General features: G+C 33.4%; 13 protein-coding genes, 3 pseudogenes and 2 other annotated features. Of the genes and pseudogenes, 9 read left to right on the top strand and 7 right to left on the bottom strand.

Going from position 1 to position 15,306, the window contains the following annotated elements; translation table 11 throughout:
* Window positions 1-13: 13 nt before the first annotated feature.
* Complete coding sequence (locus AC22L0_RS11045; RefSeq protein ID WP_000069138.1) at window positions 14-1,516, bottom strand: malate:quinone oxidoreductase; 1,503 nt, start codon at window positions 1,514-1,516, stop codon at window positions 14-16.
* Window positions 1,517-1,896: 380 nt separating this feature from the next.
* Here AC22L0_RS11045 and AC22L0_RS11040 point away from each other — a divergent pair, with 380 nt between their 5' ends.
* Window positions 1,897-2,943: a DUF2332 domain-containing protein gene (locus AC22L0_RS11040; protein WP_087966992.1), complete on the top strand. Its 1,047-nt coding sequence runs from the start codon at window positions 1,897-1,899 to the stop codon at window positions 2,941-2,943.
* A 133-nt stretch (window positions 2,944-3,076) separates the two neighbouring features.
* Here AC22L0_RS11040 and AC22L0_RS11035 read toward each other — a convergent pair whose 3' ends face one another.
* The 4 genes from AC22L0_RS11035 to AC22L0_RS11020 all read right to left on the bottom strand — a co-directional run bounded on the left by AC22L0_RS11035 (window position 3,077) and on the right by AC22L0_RS11020 (window position 5,114).
* Entirely contained in the window at window positions 3,077-3,427 is a 351-nt protein-coding gene (locus tag AC22L0_RS11035) for a hypothetical protein (protein WP_002152719.1), read from the bottom strand.
* Window positions 3,428-3,565: 138 nt separating this feature from the next.
* The gene (locus tag AC22L0_RS11030) at window positions 3,566-4,048 is read right to left on the bottom strand and encodes a hypothetical protein (protein ID WP_070757957.1); all 483 of its coding nucleotides are present in this window, start codon (window positions 4,046-4,048) and stop codon (window positions 3,566-3,568) included.
* A gap of 318 nt (window positions 4,049-4,366) precedes the next feature.
* Window positions 4,367-4,675 carry a BBE domain-containing protein gene (locus tag AC22L0_RS11025; RefSeq protein ID WP_002196612.1) on the bottom strand — a complete coding sequence of 103 codons (309 nt, stop codon included), beginning with the start codon at window positions 4,673-4,675 and terminating at the stop codon, window positions 4,367-4,369.
* 58 nt (window positions 4,676-4,733) lie between these two features.
* Window positions 4,734-5,114, bottom strand: a complete 381-nt coding sequence (locus AC22L0_RS11020) for a VOC family protein (protein WP_000687533.1) — start codon at window positions 5,112-5,114, stop codon at window positions 4,734-4,736.
* A 180-nt stretch (window positions 5,115-5,294) separates the two neighbouring features.
* Here AC22L0_RS11020 and AC22L0_RS11015 point away from each other — a divergent pair, with 180 nt between their 5' ends.
* From AC22L0_RS11015 to AC22L0_RS11005, 3 genes and pseudogenes are all read left to right on the top strand, one after another.
* Window positions 5,295-5,786, top strand: coding sequence for a hypothetical protein (locus tag AC22L0_RS11015; RefSeq protein ID WP_001071234.1), 492 nt, complete (start codon window positions 5,295-5,297; stop codon window positions 5,784-5,786).
* Window positions 5,787-5,999: 213 nt separating this feature from the next.
* The gene (gene entB, locus AC22L0_RS11010) at window positions 6,000-7,502 is read left to right on the top strand and encodes a cell wall-binding protein EntB (RefSeq protein WP_487272264.1); all 1,503 of its coding nucleotides are present in this window, start codon (window positions 6,000-6,002) and stop codon (window positions 7,500-7,502) included.
* Between the two features lie 124 nt (window positions 7,503-7,626).
* Window positions 7,627-8,157: pseudogene (locus AC22L0_RS11005) on the top strand (hypothetical protein); the annotation flags it as partial.
* A gap of 18 nt (window positions 8,158-8,175) precedes the next feature.
* Here AC22L0_RS11005 and AC22L0_RS11000 read toward each other — a convergent pair.
* Complete coding sequence (locus tag AC22L0_RS11000; protein WP_000070079.1) at window positions 8,176-8,700, bottom strand: kinase; 525 nt, start codon at window positions 8,698-8,700, stop codon at window positions 8,176-8,178.
* 101 nt (window positions 8,701-8,801) lie between these two features.
* On the opposite strand from AC22L0_RS11000, the pseudogene AC22L0_RS10995 reads away from it, so the two are divergent.
* The 4 genes and pseudogenes from AC22L0_RS10995 to AC22L0_RS10980 all read left to right on the top strand — a co-directional run.
* A pseudogene (locus tag AC22L0_RS10995) lies at window positions 8,802-8,885 on the top strand (YfzA family protein); the annotation flags it as partial.
* A gap of 155 nt (window positions 8,886-9,040) precedes the next feature.
* Window positions 9,041-9,259, top strand: a pseudogene (locus tag AC22L0_RS10990) (YfzA family protein); the annotation flags it as partial.
* A 12-nt stretch (window positions 9,260-9,271) separates the two neighbouring features.
* Complete coding sequence (locus tag AC22L0_RS10985; protein ID WP_000898772.1) at window positions 9,272-9,808, top strand: GNAT family N-acetyltransferase; 537 nt, start codon at window positions 9,272-9,274, stop codon at window positions 9,806-9,808.
* Between the two features lie 34 nt (window positions 9,809-9,842).
* Window positions 9,843-10,373 carry a cysteine hydrolase family protein gene (locus AC22L0_RS10980; protein ID WP_000709540.1) on the top strand — a complete coding sequence of 177 codons (531 nt, stop codon included), beginning with the start codon at window positions 9,843-9,845 and terminating at the stop codon, window positions 10,371-10,373.
* A gap of 148 nt (window positions 10,374-10,521) precedes the next feature.
* Here AC22L0_RS10980 and AC22L0_RS10975 read toward each other — a convergent pair whose 3' ends face one another.
* Complete coding sequence (locus tag AC22L0_RS10975) at window positions 10,522-10,959, bottom strand: YndM family protein (RefSeq protein ID WP_000997702.1); 438 nt, start codon at window positions 10,957-10,959, stop codon at window positions 10,522-10,524.
* Window positions 10,960-11,140: 181 nt separating this feature from the next.
* On the opposite strand from AC22L0_RS10975, the gene AC22L0_RS10970 reads away from it, so the two are divergent.
* Entirely contained in the window at window positions 11,141-14,623 is a 3,483-nt protein-coding gene (locus AC22L0_RS10970; RefSeq protein WP_140160741.1) for a DUF4020 domain-containing protein, read from the top strand.
* Between the two features lie 107 nt (window positions 14,624-14,730).
* Window positions 14,731-14,966, top strand: a binding site (T-box leader).
* A 54-nt stretch (window positions 14,967-15,020) separates the two neighbouring features.
* Window positions 15,021-15,256, top strand: a binding site (T-box leader).
* Window positions 15,257-15,306: the final 50 nt, after the last annotated feature.

Raw genomic sequence — 15,306 nt, 5'->3', positions numbered from 1 at the left:
TTTTATTTCTGCATTAATTATGAACAGTTTCTTTTTCGTTTAATCCAAGTGTACGACCAGTAGAAGTGTGAAGATCTTGGAACAATCTTGGATTTTCAGTTAGTGAAATGCCATATGAAGGAATCATTTCTTTTATTTTTTCTTCCCATTCTACCATGCGGCTTGGGAAACATTTTTCTAATACTTCAAGCATGACGTGAACAGCAGTAGAAGCACCTGGTGATGCGCCTAGTAATGCGGCGATTGAGCCGTCAGCTGCACTTACTACTTCTGTACCAAATTGAAGTGTTCCTTTACCGCCAGCATCAGTATCTTTAATTACTTGTACACGTTGTCCAGCAACTACAATATCCCAATCTTCACTTTTCGCGTTCGGAATGAATTCGCGTAATTCTTCCATACGTTTTTCATGTGATAACATAACTTGCTGAATTAAGTATTTTGTAAGTCCCATTTCTTTTACACCAGCGGCTAACATCGTTAAGACATTATTCGGTTTTACAGAACCGATTAAGTCAAGATTTGAGCCAGTTTTTAAGAATTTAGGTGAGAAGCCTGCGAATGGTCCAAACAGTAAAGCTTTTTTATTGTCTATATATCTCGTATCTAGATGAGGTACAGACATTGGCGGAGCGCCAACTTTAGCTTTACCGTACACTTTCGCATGATGCTGCTCTACAACTTTTTGGTTTTTACATACCATAAATAGTCCACTTACTGGGAAGCCACCGATATGCTTTGATTCAGGGATACCAGTCTTTTGAAGAAGAGGTAGGCTACCGCCACCGCCGCCAATAAAGACGAATTTAGCAGTATGATGCTCAATTTTACCACTATTCATATCGTGTACTTTTACTTCCCACAAACCATTTTTCGTGCGCTTAATATTTTCGACACTATGCTTGTAGTTTAGCTCGACATTTTTTGTTTTTAAGTAATCAAACAACATACGTGTTAATGCACCGAAGTTAACATCTGTTCCAGAGTCAATCTTCGTTGCCGCCATCGGTTCATTAGATGTGCGACCTTCCATAATGAGTGGAAGCCATTTTTTTAATGTTTCAGGAGCATCAGAAAATTCCATTCCTTGAAACAGTGGATTTTTTGAAAGCGCTTCAAAACGGTTTTTTAGAAACTCAACATTTTTTTCCCCTTGTACTAAACTCATATGAGGTAGTGGCATAATAAAATCTTGTGGATTACGAATTAATTTGCTCTTTACAAGATATGCCCAAAATTGTCTTGAAAGCTGGAATTGCTCATTCACTTTTACAGCCTTACTAATATCTATAGATCCGTCAGCTTTTTCGGAAGTATAGTTCAGTTCGCATAGCGCAGAATGCCCTGTACCTGCATTATTCCATTCGTTAGAGCTTTCTTCCCCGGCACTTGCGAGTTTTTCAAAAACTTTAATTTCCCATTCTGGTGCTAATTCTTTTAGTAATGAGCCTAACGTTGCACTCATAATTCCTGCACCAATTAAGATAACGTCTGTTTTTTGCTGCATGTTGCTCATGATAATCTCTCCATCCCCTATATTGGCAAAAAAGTGTAGGTGTTTTCTATGTCTAAGCCGTAAAAGAGAAACACCGCCTAGGCCCCACCTAGGTGTATACCTTTTTTGTCTCAATTATATAACCATCTCATACTCTATTATAATAATTAATAGACTAAAATATCTAGTGTTATCTGATAATTTTAAACTATTTAACGTTTTATTCGCTAAAAATCTTATTTAACAAGCTCTTTTAAGGTGGTAAATAGAAAAAAATTACAGTTTGAAATTATCTCGAAAAAGCTTACGTATCCTTAAGTGACTAAATCGAGTACCTTTTTATGGGATTATTCTTTCTGTAATGGTAAGATTATTCTGAAAAATAAAAAGGAGGGACTCTAATGTGTACAAAAGAACAAATTTCAAACTTATTTCGAAACTTTTCAATAAAGGAATGTAAAGGGTCAAGTGATTTATATGAATATTTATCAATGAAAATTGCTGAAGATGAGGAAGTACTTACACTATCGTCCTATGCTCAGGTAGGTCAACCAGTCCCAAACTTACTATTAGGTGCAGTACATTATTTATTGCTAGCAGGGAAAGAACATCATTTAAAAACGTATTATAGTAGTTTAGTTGAAAATGCTGATACAAATTTAGATAAAGCTTTTAATCATTTTAAAGATTTCTGTAAAGAGTACCGAGAAGAAATCATTACTTTGTTACAAACGAAACTCGTTCAAACAAATGAAGTAAGACGGTGCGCATACTTATACCCAAGTTTCTGCTACATATTTAACAAAGTGAAGAAGCCGTTAGCGTTAATTGAAATTGGGACAAGTTCTGGGTTGCAACTGTTCTGGGACCAATATCGTTATTCGTACGGGACGGATGAAATGTACGGAAATATAGATTCAAATGTGCATGTAACTTCTGAAATAAGAGGGGAGAATGTGCCGCATTTTCTAAAAGAAAGCCCATCTGTCGTAGAAAGAATCGGACTGGACTTACATGTGAATGATTTACATAATGAGGAAGATTATTTATGGTTACGTGCTTTAATTTGGCCAGAACATAAAGAAAGGCTTGAGATGTTTGATCAAGCTGCATCTTTAGTGAAAAATGAATCTGTCCAATTAATAGAAGGAGACGGTGTAGAGCTATTATCATCTATTATTGAACAAATAAGTGAAGAAGCTGTTATTTGTATTTTCCATACACACGTCGCAAATCAAATACCAGAACAAGTAAAACATAAGTTAGAAAAACAAATACAAGAAATTGGCGCAAAACGTGATGTATTCCACCTGTATAACAACATGTGGGATCGTGACCTTCATATTGATTATTATATTAACGGAAACGAATATCGTGAAACGGTTGGAGAAACAGAAGGGCATGGGAGATGGTTTAGCTGGAAGATTGGAAATGAGACGCTTATTTAGATTAATAGGGGCGCCCTCACTTGTAAAAGAAGGGACCATAGGCTCAAGCATTGACTAAATGGTTAAGGAATAAATGTATTAGTAACATACAAAAAATGCTTCGGAGAAATCCTAAGCATTTTTTGAATTACATTTAAACCCCATAATGGATCATGTACTTCTGTTCTGCTGCAGCTTGTACAATTTTTGAAGCTAACTCATTCAGCTCATCAGATTTTCTGAAGAACTTTGAAGATGTAACTGTTTCATAGAAAATTGCTAAAGATTCAGGAGGGATAATTGTAATACCACAATAAGCTAAACCGTATTCCTGATTTTTGACTGTATGAAAGTAAGTTTTCATAATTGATAAATTTTGATTTAAACTACTGATAATATCATCATTAACAGAAATACAATGATATTTCTCTGGTGTATAATCATTGTAACTTTTTTGAGAATTAAATTCGTCAATTATTCCAAAATCATGGACACATGCCATCATTATCATCCTTTCAACTTTAATAAAGTGAGTTCTATTAAAGCAAAATGGTCATTTTGTTTACGTGTAATAGAAATGATTATGTAGTTCATTAGTATAGTACTTCATAAAATATCTTCGTTTCTTCTTCGTGAAGACAGTTTACTTATCGATAAACGCATCAGGAGCCCAAGTGGCGATTTCATTCCCAGGTGCAGCGACTACAAGCCATTGCTCACATAGGACACCAGCATGCCAACATTCATAATAATCATGAAAACCATTTAAAAAAATAATTTGTCCACTATCTAATGTAATAATTAAATGAGGGCTTTCTAAGCCAAGTTGTATATCGGTAACTTTTTGTCTTCTTATCTTAAATATTCTTTCATATTCTTCTTCCTCAGAATAAACTTCAAATTCATCTTCATTTAATGGGTATCTTTTTTGAGGTTTATTAAATAAACACCATTTTGATTCGATATTGATATATAATTGCTCGTCATAATCAACGGAGTCGTGAAAGTTTGTAAATTGAATCTTTATAGCGCCTGAAGAAATACCAAATTGTAATCCATCAACTTGTGATCCGATAAAGAGATTTTTTAACACTTTTTCAGCGTAAATTTTATCCTCTGTATTCATTCTTGAATTCCTCCTTTTCATAAAAATATACCTTATATTTTTATTGTAATAAATAAATTTTCATGTAAAATGAACCTTTTGTGAAAAACGAGCGAATATAGTGTGAAGGATCATGAGAGGGGAACGGAGCTTTGGATGAAGTACAATTAAAAGAATGGCTATATAAACGAAAGTATGTTGTCCAAAAAAGAGTTTGAGAAAGTGTTACTTTGGATTGTTGAATAGATATTTAGTAAAAGAATTAACCAATAATTATATTATGTAAACTTTATTTATAAAACACCCATTTAAAAAATGGATGTTTTATATTTTAATATATTAGGTGTAATATATAGTTTGAAAAAGCGGAATACTTTGCGGAAAGTTAAAAATATTTTTCGGATCATATTTCGCTTTTACTTCCATTAATCGGTCAAAGTTGCAACTGAAGTATGCATCTGGCCAATTTTTAATGGATAGGTCAGGCGTATTAACGTAGACACCTTTTGTAAATGGAAGCATCGCTAAGCGGAAGTCTTCAACCCATCGAATACTTCCAGCGGCACCTTCTGGTTGCTCCCAAGTAGCGAATATTGACATGTTTGATAGTGCTTTTCGGTAAAAGTAAGCAGTTGCCTCATTTGGCACCTCAGCAACAGCACCGCCTAATCCGTGGGAAAATATGGAGGTGATAAAAAAGGGTAAGTTAAATCGTAATTTCTATTTGATTGCCTTCTGGATCACCTATTACACTTTCATAATAGCCATCTCCAGTAAAACGTGGTCCATTTAATAAAGGATAACCAGCATCTTTTATCACCTTTGTCAGTTCATTCACTCGTTCTTCACTACCGACAGAAAAAGCCATATGAGCATAGCCAGTTATGTTTAAATTAGGCTTATTTTCAACCCCTTTTTTACGCATAAGTTCAAGCCTTGCTCCAGATTCGAACGTAATAAAATAAGATTCAAATTGTTTCATTTCATTATGGTATAACGAGTTTGCTTTACCATTAAAGTATTTTATATAAAAATCACGCATACATTCTAAGTCATTTACCCAAATTGCGATATGTTCAATTTTCATAGGTTTCACCAATCCTATCTGTATCAATTAGGCTTCCACTGTATTAAATTTGCATTTGCATTGCAACAATTTTGCTTTGCTATTAAAGCTAGTTGTTAATTTTTGATTATGTACGTACATACAATATGTAATTAAGTGAATGACCATCATAGTAATTACAGAAAAGGGTGAATACAGTATATGAATCAATTTGAGCAAATGATGTACGTTGGTGTCATCATGTCTATTGTACTATCTGTAATGATTTTAGGGTCCTTATATTATAATCCTCGACTTTCATTAACTGATTATCCGAAAGATATTCAAAAAGTAGTTTTTCCAAAATCGATTCATGAAAAAAAGCAAACCATTTATTTTAATATTTTATATAATACTATTCTTTTCGGTACTCCTTTCATTTCTACATATATACTACATAAGCATGAAAAATTAATGTATATGGATGCCTATTTACACACTTTTGGTATTTTAATGATTTTCAATTTAGTAGATTTACTTATAATTGATTGGCTAATTTTTTGCTGGATTACTCCAAGGTTTGTTGTGATTCCTAGTACGGAAGGTATGAAAGGATATAAAGATTATAAGTTTCATTTAAGAGGGGCTATTGTTGCTACTCAAATTTTAGCAATCGTAAGTTTATTTTTGGCGGGAATTGCCACAACTATTTAGTGTGAAGAAGGGTATGGAGCTTTTATAAAAGATAAGGAGATTTATAATATATAGAATTAGAAATGAGAATTTGATAGTATTGGAGTAAGGAGTTTTAATAACAGTATATTAAACAATATTAATATACTGTTGCAAATGTTTTGATATTATGTAAAATTATACAATTTTACGGAGGCATTTGATAAAATTCAAAAAAATTTAATGGAGGTTAATATGAAAAAAGTAATTGGCGCAGCAACAGCAACTGTTTTTGGATTGGGAGCGTTTACCACAACTGCTACCGCAGAAACAATTGTAACAGCAGATGTACTTAACGTACGTGAAAAACCGACTACAGAATCAAAAGTGGTCGAAAAAGTAAAGAATGGGCAAGAGTTAAAAGTCATAAATACCGAAGATGGCTGGTCAAAAATTGAGTTGAATGGTAAAGAAGTGTTTGTAAGTTCGGAGTTTACAAAAGATGTATATCATGTAACGGCGAATTTGTTAAATGTACGCACTGAAGCAAACACGGATTCAGAAATTCTTGGCAGACTAAAAAAAGATGATGTAATTGAATCAACGCATCAAGTAAAAGACGGATGGCTGCAATTTGAGTATAAAGGAAAAACTGCTTATGCAAACGTTTCTTTCCTATCAAGTACAGCACCAACTGAAAAGAAAACTGAAGAGAAAACGAAGCAAGTAGCGAAAGTACAAAAATCAGTTAAAGAAAAGAAAGAAGTAAAGACGCAGAAAGTAGCAAAAGCGAAAGAAACAACGAAAGCACAAGAAATAGTAAAGCCTAAAGAAGAGTTAAAAGTCAAAGAAGAAGTAAAAGTTAAAAAAGAAGAGAAAGCGCAAGAAATAGTAAAGCCTAAAGAAGAGGTAAAAGTCAAAGAAGAAGTAAAAGTTAAAGAAGAACCGAAAGTGCAAGAAATAGTAAAGCCTAAAGAAGAAGCAAAAGTCAAAGAAGAAGTAAAAGCGCAAGAAATAGTAAAGCCTAAAGAAGAGGCAAAAGTCAAAGAAGAACCGAAAGCGCAAGAAATAGTAAAGCCTAAAGAAGAGGCAAAAGTCAAAGAAGAACCGAAAGCGCAAGAAATAGTAAAAGCTAAAGAAGAAGAAAAAGCAAGAGAAATAGCAAAAGCTAAAGAAGAAGAAAAAGCAAGAGAAATAGCAAAAGCTAAAGAAGAAGAAAAAGCAAGAGAAATAGCAAAAGCTAAAGAAGAAGAGAAGGCAAGAGAAATAGCAAAAGCTAAAGAAGAAGAGAAGGCAAGAGAAATAGCAAAAGCTAAAGAAGAAGAAAAAGCAAGAGAAATAGCAAAAGCTAAAGAAGAAGAAAAAGCAAGAGAAATAGCAAAAGCGAAAGAAGAAGAGAGAGCGAAAGAAGAAGAGAGAGCGAAAGAAGCATCTAAAAACAACATACAGTCTGCTAAACGTGAATTAACGGTAGTAGCGACAGCGTATACTGCTGATCCAAGTGAAAATGGTACATATGGTGGACGCGTTTTAACTGCGATGGGGCATGATTTAACGGCAAATCCGAATATGAGAATTATCGCAGTTGACCCGAAAGTAATCCCATTAGGATCTAAAGTATGGGTAGAAGGTTATGGAGAAGCTATCGCTGGTGATACTGGAAGTGCAATTAAAGGTAATCGTATTGATGTTTTAATGGGTTCAAAAAGTAAAGCTATGAATTGGGGAAGACAAACTGTTAAAGTGAAAATTTTATAATAACAATAATTATCCAAATAGAAGTCAGTTCTCTTTATTGAGGCTGGCTTTTATTTTTTTAGTAGAAGGATAATAGGATTTTTAAATGGCTTATTACTAAATCTGTAATAAAACATAAAAATTAATTCTCTGTTTTGATTTAAAAGATGGGAGACTTGCTGAACTTAAAAGTAATGAACTAAATATTTTACCATTCGTTTCATGCTTGAACTGCGCGATGGTGTGGGAACCGCAATATTTTCAGTTAAGTGATGGAGGTAAAACAGTTCAAATCATACAGCAGCAAAATATAGAAGAATGGATAATGGAAGAGGAATATAAGTTACCAGTTTCATTACCAAAAACAACGGTAAAGCTTATAAATATGAAAAATGAAGATATACCTATAGATGAAGATAGTTACTGGGAAGCTTTTGACTTGTTCGGTTCTGAATATGTATGTAGATTATTAGGGGTACCGTTATATGATGATCTTCCAAAGGATTTGGCGTGTCCAACTTGTGCGAAAGAGATGAAATATGTTGCTACAATTACTCAAGATATTGAGGAACGTGGACTTATTTCAGTAGTTAATTTCCAGTTTGGGGAAATGAATATATACTATTATTTATGTATAGATTGTTTAATTATAAAAACTGAAATACAAAATACATAACAAGCCTAACATATTATGTTAGGCTTGTTTTTTGATCGCAACATCATTAAGAATTGCATCAAATATATCTTTTTGCGTAAAGTTATCTGTAAAAATAGTTTCTCTGGCAACCTTAATAGTATCGTGCGGATTATACCATTTTTGTAGGGAATCTTCACCAAATTCGTGTCGTTTGTCCCTTGTGTTATGTCGTCTAATAGTTTCCTCTAATGATAAATCAAAGTAATATGCAAATGCATTTTCATCAAAATAACGAATTAATTCTTTTAACATCTCACCATACCTATGACTGTTCAATATACCTTCTAAAATAACAAATTCACATTTTCCTTTTCCGTACTTCGTAATTTCAAATAGTAAATCATGTGATAAATTACCCATTGTGTCGTGTACTCTAAGCATATCTCTACGTACAATATCCTGTGATACTAAAAGTGTCCCTTGTCCGAAATGTTCTTGTAGTTGTTTTGCAATCGTTGTTTTACCACTTGCGGAGTTTCCTCTAAGAATGATTAAAGTGGATGTAAATATAGGATTAGACATAATGTATTCCCCCCAAACAGCATTAATTATATAGAAAATTTTAACAAATAAAGTGAGGAAAGTGTATAATCAATATGATGGATATTTAAGGAGGGGGTAAGATGGGGGATATATTAAAAAATGCACAACCTATATGGAAACGGACTTGGTTTCGTTATCTAGGGGCATTTTTTATTGTTCAGTTACTGTTTATCCCGCATTAACGGGCAGTAAGACGCCCACCTCAAAATTCAGCGAAAGCGAAGAAGTTAGGTGGGGGATCAACTGTCCGTAAAAGCCCGATTGGTTCAACTAATAATCAGTGGTGGATGAACAAAACCCCCACTGATTAAAGTTTCACTTTATTTTGTGTGAAATCACTGCGTGGGCGCCAAACTTTAGGCCAGGCGGAGAGTTTTTTAATAGAATATTAAATTCTCAATTTTTCACTGAATGGTTCACACTCTATACAATCCCGCAATTTAACGTATTTACAGCATTTTTTGCGATTACATTACTACCATATGCATTAGTAGGTGCAATGAAAGATGTAACAGCAAGAAAAAATATAAAGGAATAATAGAGGTATAATATGCTTTTTCAAAAAGAAGGTTTATTGATTAGATACGTAATGGAAGATGATGCATCTATCATTTCTAAATGGTTAACGGACCCAGCAGTCCTGCGGTATTACGAAGGACGAGATAATCCGCAATCTGTAGAAAAGGTGCTTGATCATTTTATACATAGTCCAAACAGTAATGAAAAAAGATGTTTAATAGAATTTGATACCATTCCGATTGGTTACATACAAATGTATCCAGTGGATTCAGAGTGGAAAGCGTTATATGGCTATAAAGAATCACAAAATGTATGGGGTATGGACCAATTTATCGGTGAACCAGCCTATTGGGGAAAGGGAATTGGAACAAAACTTGTTCAGGCAGCAATTACATATATTATGGGTGAAATGGGAGCAGAAGCAATTGCAATGGATCCGAAAGTAAATAATGAACGAGCAATAAAGTGTTATGAAAAAAGTGGATTTAAAAAAGTAAAGATTTTAAAGGAACATGAGTTGCATGAGGGGAAATTAGAAGATTGTTGGATGATGGAATATAAACAATAATAATGGCTTATACAAACAAAGGGGGATGTGTGAAATGAAAAAAGCATTAATCGTAATTGATGTGCAAGCGGGTATGTATACAGCTGGAATGCCAGTACATAATGGGGGAAAGTTTTTACAAACATTGCAAGAGCTTATTAGGGAATGTCGTTCAAATGATATTCCAGTTATTTATATCCAACATAACGGTCCTAAAGATCATCCGTTAGAAAAAGGTACGGATGGATGGCGAATCCATGCGGCCATCGCTCCGCAAGAAGGAGATAATATAGTTGAAAAGACGACTCCAGATTCATTCCATAATACAAACTTAAGCGAAGTGTTACAAGAGAAAGGAATTGAACACGTTATTCTTTCGGGAATGCAAACAGAGTATTGTGTAGATACGACAACGCGCAGAGCATGTAGTGAAGGATATAAAGTAACGTTAGTGAGTGATGCACATAGTACATTTAATACAGAAGTGTTACGTGCTGAAGATATTGTGAAACATCATAACGCAGTATTGGGAGCGTTTGCGGATGTTGTTGAAGTAAAAGACTTAAAAGTGGCTGCCTCTAAATAAGAGGCAGTTTTCATTAGAAAAAATAGCGTCAAATATTGTTAGTAGGTCGGTATTTTGAAATAATCAATTATATAATTTCACGTACCATAATGAAAAAATACAAAAAGGAGCACCACATAATTAAAAAGGGCGCTCCTGCATTAAAACGTTACTTTTTTTTATCTTTATCCAATATATTTTGTTCTTCAGCAAACTCTGTACCATATGCAAAGCGGCGATTAATACGAATGTTATCATTGTTGTGCCTTGTATGAGAGTTAGAGAAGCGATGAACGATTACTTCAGATAAAGTGAAGACGATGGCAGAAAGGATACTGCCCCATGCAATTTGCATATAGTTGTCTAATAAAATATTACCGAAAATCCATACGCTTAAATATGTTAATAAGAAATCCGACATAATGGCACCAGTATTGCCAATTCGATTTAAAATGATTTTATCAACGAACATGTAGGATACGATTGTAACAAAGAGACTGAATGAAATAATTTGAACAAACGTTGCAGGGAAAAATAAAGCAAGCCCAATGCTAAATGCGATAATGCACGATATAAACTTGATAAGCACTACTGTGAAATCATTCAAAATTTACACCTCCGATTTATACATAGTTTTTCAATAAATTCTGGAGTTCATACATTGTAACGGATTTATTTACATAAAACTTTTTCATGTTCGGAATTTAGTCTAAATATTATAAAAACAATAAAAAAATGTTATAGTAAAATGAGAGTGTATGACATTTTTAGGTAAGGGGGAATCCAGGATGTGGATTACTTCAGAAGTAGAAATTCCAGATGAGTTAATTGATCACCTTGAGCAAGGAAAGTTAGTATTATTTGTTGGAGCGGGAGTTTCTATGAAAGGGAAATCAAACTTACCGAATTTTGATGATTTAGTTGATGAAATTGCAAAAACGTTATATGTCGAAAAACGTGAAATAACAGAACCACATGATTATTATCTTGGTAAAATTGCGAAAACAAAAGATGTACATCAAGTCGCAAGAGATCTTGTTCATATAGAGAAATCAAAACCGAATCCATTGCATTATGCAATTCCAAGGCTATTTCCTTTAGATACAGATATCCGCATTGTAACAACAAATTTTGATCAACATTTTACAACAGCAATTAAAGAAATAAATAGAGATATCAATGTTTATTACGCTCCAGCTTTACCGACTGGGAGAGCTTTTAAAGGTCTTGCTTATATACATGGTAATGTAGAACAGGAGAAAGAGGCTTTAATTTTAACAGATGGTGATTTTGGAAGGGCTTACTTAACGGAAGGGTGGGCGAGAAGATTTTTAGTTGATCTATTCTCAAATTACACCGTTTTATTCATTGGATATAGTCATAATGACCCAGTAATGAAATATTTAGCAACTGGTTTACCACCAAGTACAAGACGATTTGCTTTTGTCGCACAAGGAGAAAATACGTACCATTGGGAACATTTAGGGATAAGACCAATTGTGTATCCGAATAAGGTGAATAATCATCAATCCCTCGTAAAAGCAGTAAAACGCTGGGCTGAATTAATGGGTGATAATTATATTACGAAAAGAATGCGTATTCGGGATATTGTAACAGTTCCCCCGTCAGTAGAACAGGAACAATTATCATACATAAAGCAATCGATTAAAAAAATTGAAACAGTACGTTACTTTGTGGAATTTGCTCATGATTATGAATGGGTCGAATGGTTAGAAGCAGAAGGTAAATTACAAAATTTGTTTATGCTTACGCCAAACTATAATGAAGTAGATGAATTACTTGCAGAATGGTTAGTGGAACAATTTCTTTTTAGTCATCAGAAAGAATTATTTCAATTAATTTATAAAAACTATTCTAAAATATCACCGTTATTATGGAGAACAATTTGTAACTACTTAAACGAAACGAAGAGTAAGATGGACCCGCTGTTGTTTGCAAGGTGGACACTCCTTTTATTAGAAACAGCTGAAAAAGATAGTAGCTCTATAGAAAAGATTTCTAAGTTACTGCAAAAATGTTCTTTTCCTGAGCATAAAGAAATTGCCTTATTGTTACTAACTTTTATTTTAGACGGAAAACTGAAGTTGAAACGTGTAAGAAAATGGGGGAATGATACGCAAGAATCAATAGAACTCGAGGAATCGAGTCGCTTACCAGTATCTACATTTTCTCATGTGGAGCAAATTTGGAACGAAAAGATGAGGCCATATATCGCTTATTATGCTGTTCCAATTATGATGATTGGATTAGAAAAATTGAGAATGTTGTCGTTAAGACAAACGGCACTGAAAAAAAGAAATAAGGAAAATGTAGAGAAAGAGTTTCATCAAAATGATCTTGCATTTTTAATACGAATTGTAAAAGAGTGTCTAACTTATTTATGCGAAAACAATGAAAAAAAAGCGGATTATTATATTACAGAAATGATAGAAGCAAATAGTGTACTTCAAAAGCGAATTGCAATTGATGCGATGAATAAAAATATTTTTGTTCGTGTAGATGACAAAATGAAATGGTTGTTACATGAAGGACTTCTTTTAGATTTTACTTATAAACACGAAGTTTTTCAACTTTTAAAAAGGCATTATGCATATTGTTTAGAAAAAACAAAAGAAGAAGTCACTCGAACTGTAATAAAGCATCTTACAGAAGAGAGGGTATTTGATGCATGTCTCGTATTAGACTTATTATTCAAGTGTGATTCGAATAGCCCATCTACGGCAAATGGGTATGAGTTAATGAAGCAAAAGCATCCTCATTTTCATTCTGAACGATACAGTGTACAAAAGAAAGAAGATACAGCAGAAAGCATTACTTGTAATGTAACTGCTGACGGATTATTGCAGCTGAAAGATGTTGAAATTATGAAGCAAGTTCAGCAATTTTCGCAAGATGGTGTTTTTGAACAACGCCATTTTTTAGAGATGTTATCAAAAGCATGTAAATTAAACACAGAGTGGAGTATTTCATTTGCATACCAATTAGTAGGAGTGCAAGAAATAAGTAATGAAGTATGGTTTGTTTGTATTAGAGAATGGCGAAATAATCGAGGATTGACGAATGAGCAAATCCAAAAAATTATTCCGCTATTGCAGAAATTTGTTAGAAATACTGCTTTTCATTGGTTAATTAGTAGTTTTCTATATGAAATTAGTAATCGACTAGAAGAGTTAGAAGAGAATAGTATACGTGTTGTAAAACGATTTGCTTTTTCAGTGTTCCCTCAAGTTATGAAGAGTGATACAGACTTTAAGCTTGGGAAACAAGATTTTTATAATGAATCAATTCAGCATCCAGTTGGAAAAATGACGGCTGTATTATTAAAGTTGTTATCATATGATCATTTATACGATCGTAATGTATATGAATATTTATTTTTATTTGAAGAACAAGTAAGAGTTAATTCGGAACGAACAAACTTTATGTTTGCTCGTTTAATAGCAGATATTACATTTCTATATCATATTGAAAAACAATGGTGCCGAAAATATTTGTTACCATACTTAGATTTAAAAAAACAAAATGAGATTACGGAATATGCATGGGCCGGCTTATGTTACACGCAAATAAATTTACCTTTATTTACAGAAATGAAGCGATTTATTAAGTATGCGATAGAACATTTGGAAGTATTACATCCGCATACGAGAGAAGCTTTCTTGAAGTGGCTTAGCTTTGTATTTATTAAATGTGTACTATATTGGGAGCAAAAAACAAATTGGTTATACCCGTTACTCATACTAGAAAATGAAGAAAATAAAATTAAGTTTATGCAGTTTTTATGCTATTACGTCAAAACATTAAGTGTAAAAGAACAACAAAAGTTTTGGACAGCTTGGCTCAGTGTATTTTTGCGAGAACGACCAAAAATGGGTGAGATAACTGCGAGAGAATATGTGATGCTTTTACGTATTATTTTATACATGGATGAAATATTAGAAAAAGGATTATGTATTATGTCTCGTGCATTTTCAAGTGTACATGGTAAATGTACAGGTGAGGAAATGAAGCGGTTATTGATTGAAATGCTTCATAAAAAAGAAAGTATGAAAGCGCATAAAGAAATGTTTGCAAATGTGTTTTTTATTTTACTACAAACATGTCACGAAGCCGTTTTATTTGAAAAAGAAATCATACAAATAAAAGAATTATTAGTTCAGTATGAAGTAGAGGAATATGTTTTACATTTACTAGAAAATGAAATAATTCGCATAGGAATTGTAATGGGTGATTTACAAAAAGAATTATAGGACGAAAGTGGAATTTAAAAAAATATATAAAAAGTTGTTGACAGTGTTTTGAAAAGCGTTCTATAATACGAATCATACTTATTCAATTTCAAAAACATTTGAATAAACAAAGTGCAATGAAGAGATCACAGTAGTGGTTAGTCTTACTGTAACAGAGAGCTGGTGGTTGGTGTGAACCAGTACAGGGATAATCATGAATTACAGTCTTGGAGCATCTTTTTCGTAATAAAGATAGTTTGTCTTTATGAGGAAAAAGCGGTCAATTGATCGTTAACAGTGAAGAGAGGTAGACGGAAAGTTAGTCTACAACTAGGGTGGTACCGCGATAAATATCGTCCCTACTGATTTATTCAGTAGGGACTTTTTGTATTTTAGTGGTTCAACTTGAAAATTAAATAGTCATGCATTGAAAGGAAAAGCAGTAGTTGTTGTTTCCCTGTAACAGAGAGCTGGTGGTTGGTGCAAACCAGTACATAAACAAGAGCGAATTACAGTCCTGGAGCATCTTTTTCGTAGTAAAGATAGTATTGTCTTTATGAAGGGAAAGACGGTCAGATGATCGTTAACAATGAAGAGAGGTAGACGAAAGAAGTCTACAACTAGGGTGGTACCGCGATAAATATCGTCCCTACTGATTGAATCAGTAGGGCTTTTTTGTACAAAAAAGTGGGTTTTTAACTAGT

The organism is Bacillus sp. LQ01, from assembly GCF_057624735.1.
Note: the sequence above shows the minus strand (reverse complement) of the source record. Positions and strands in the feature narration are given on the sequence as shown.

What these genes read in the sequence shown, in the direction of transcription:
- AC22L0_RS10970 (WP_140160741.1), top strand. Translation starts at nt 11,141, where the DNA reads ATGTGGATTACTTCAGAAGTAGAAATTCCAGATGAGTTAATTGATCAC.
- AC22L0_RS11035 (WP_002152719.1), bottom strand. Translation starts at nt 3,427, where the DNA reads ATGATGGCATGTGTCCATGATTTTGGAATAATTGACGAATTTAATTCT.
- AC22L0_RS11045 (WP_000069138.1), bottom strand. Translation starts at nt 1,516, where the DNA reads ATGAGCAACATGCAGCAAAAAACAGACGTTATCTTAATTGGTGCAGGA.
- AC22L0_RS11030 (WP_070757957.1), bottom strand. Translation starts at nt 4,048, where the DNA reads ATGAATACAGAGGATAAAATTTACGCTGAAAAAGTGTTAAAAAATCTC.
- AC22L0_RS11015 (WP_001071234.1), top strand. Translation starts at nt 5,295, where the DNA reads ATGAATCAATTTGAGCAAATGATGTACGTTGGTGTCATCATGTCTATT.
- AC22L0_RS11020 (WP_000687533.1), bottom strand. Translation starts at nt 5,114, where the DNA reads ATGAAAATTGAACATATCGCAATTTGGGTAAATGACTTAGAATGTATG.
- entB (WP_487272264.1), top strand. Translation starts at nt 6,000, where the DNA reads ATGAAAAAAGTAATTGGCGCAGCAACAGCAACTGTTTTTGGATTGGGA.
- AC22L0_RS11040 (WP_087966992.1), top strand. Translation starts at nt 1,897, where the DNA reads ATGTGTACAAAAGAACAAATTTCAAACTTATTTCGAAACTTTTCAATA.
- AC22L0_RS10985 (WP_000898772.1), top strand. Translation starts at nt 9,272, where the DNA reads ATGCTTTTTCAAAAAGAAGGTTTATTGATTAGATACGTAATGGAAGAT.
- AC22L0_RS11000 (WP_000070079.1), bottom strand. Translation starts at nt 8,700, where the DNA reads ATGTCTAATCCTATATTTACATCCACTTTAATCATTCTTAGAGGAAAC.
- AC22L0_RS10980 (WP_000709540.1), top strand. Translation starts at nt 9,843, where the DNA reads ATGAAAAAAGCATTAATCGTAATTGATGTGCAAGCGGGTATGTATACA.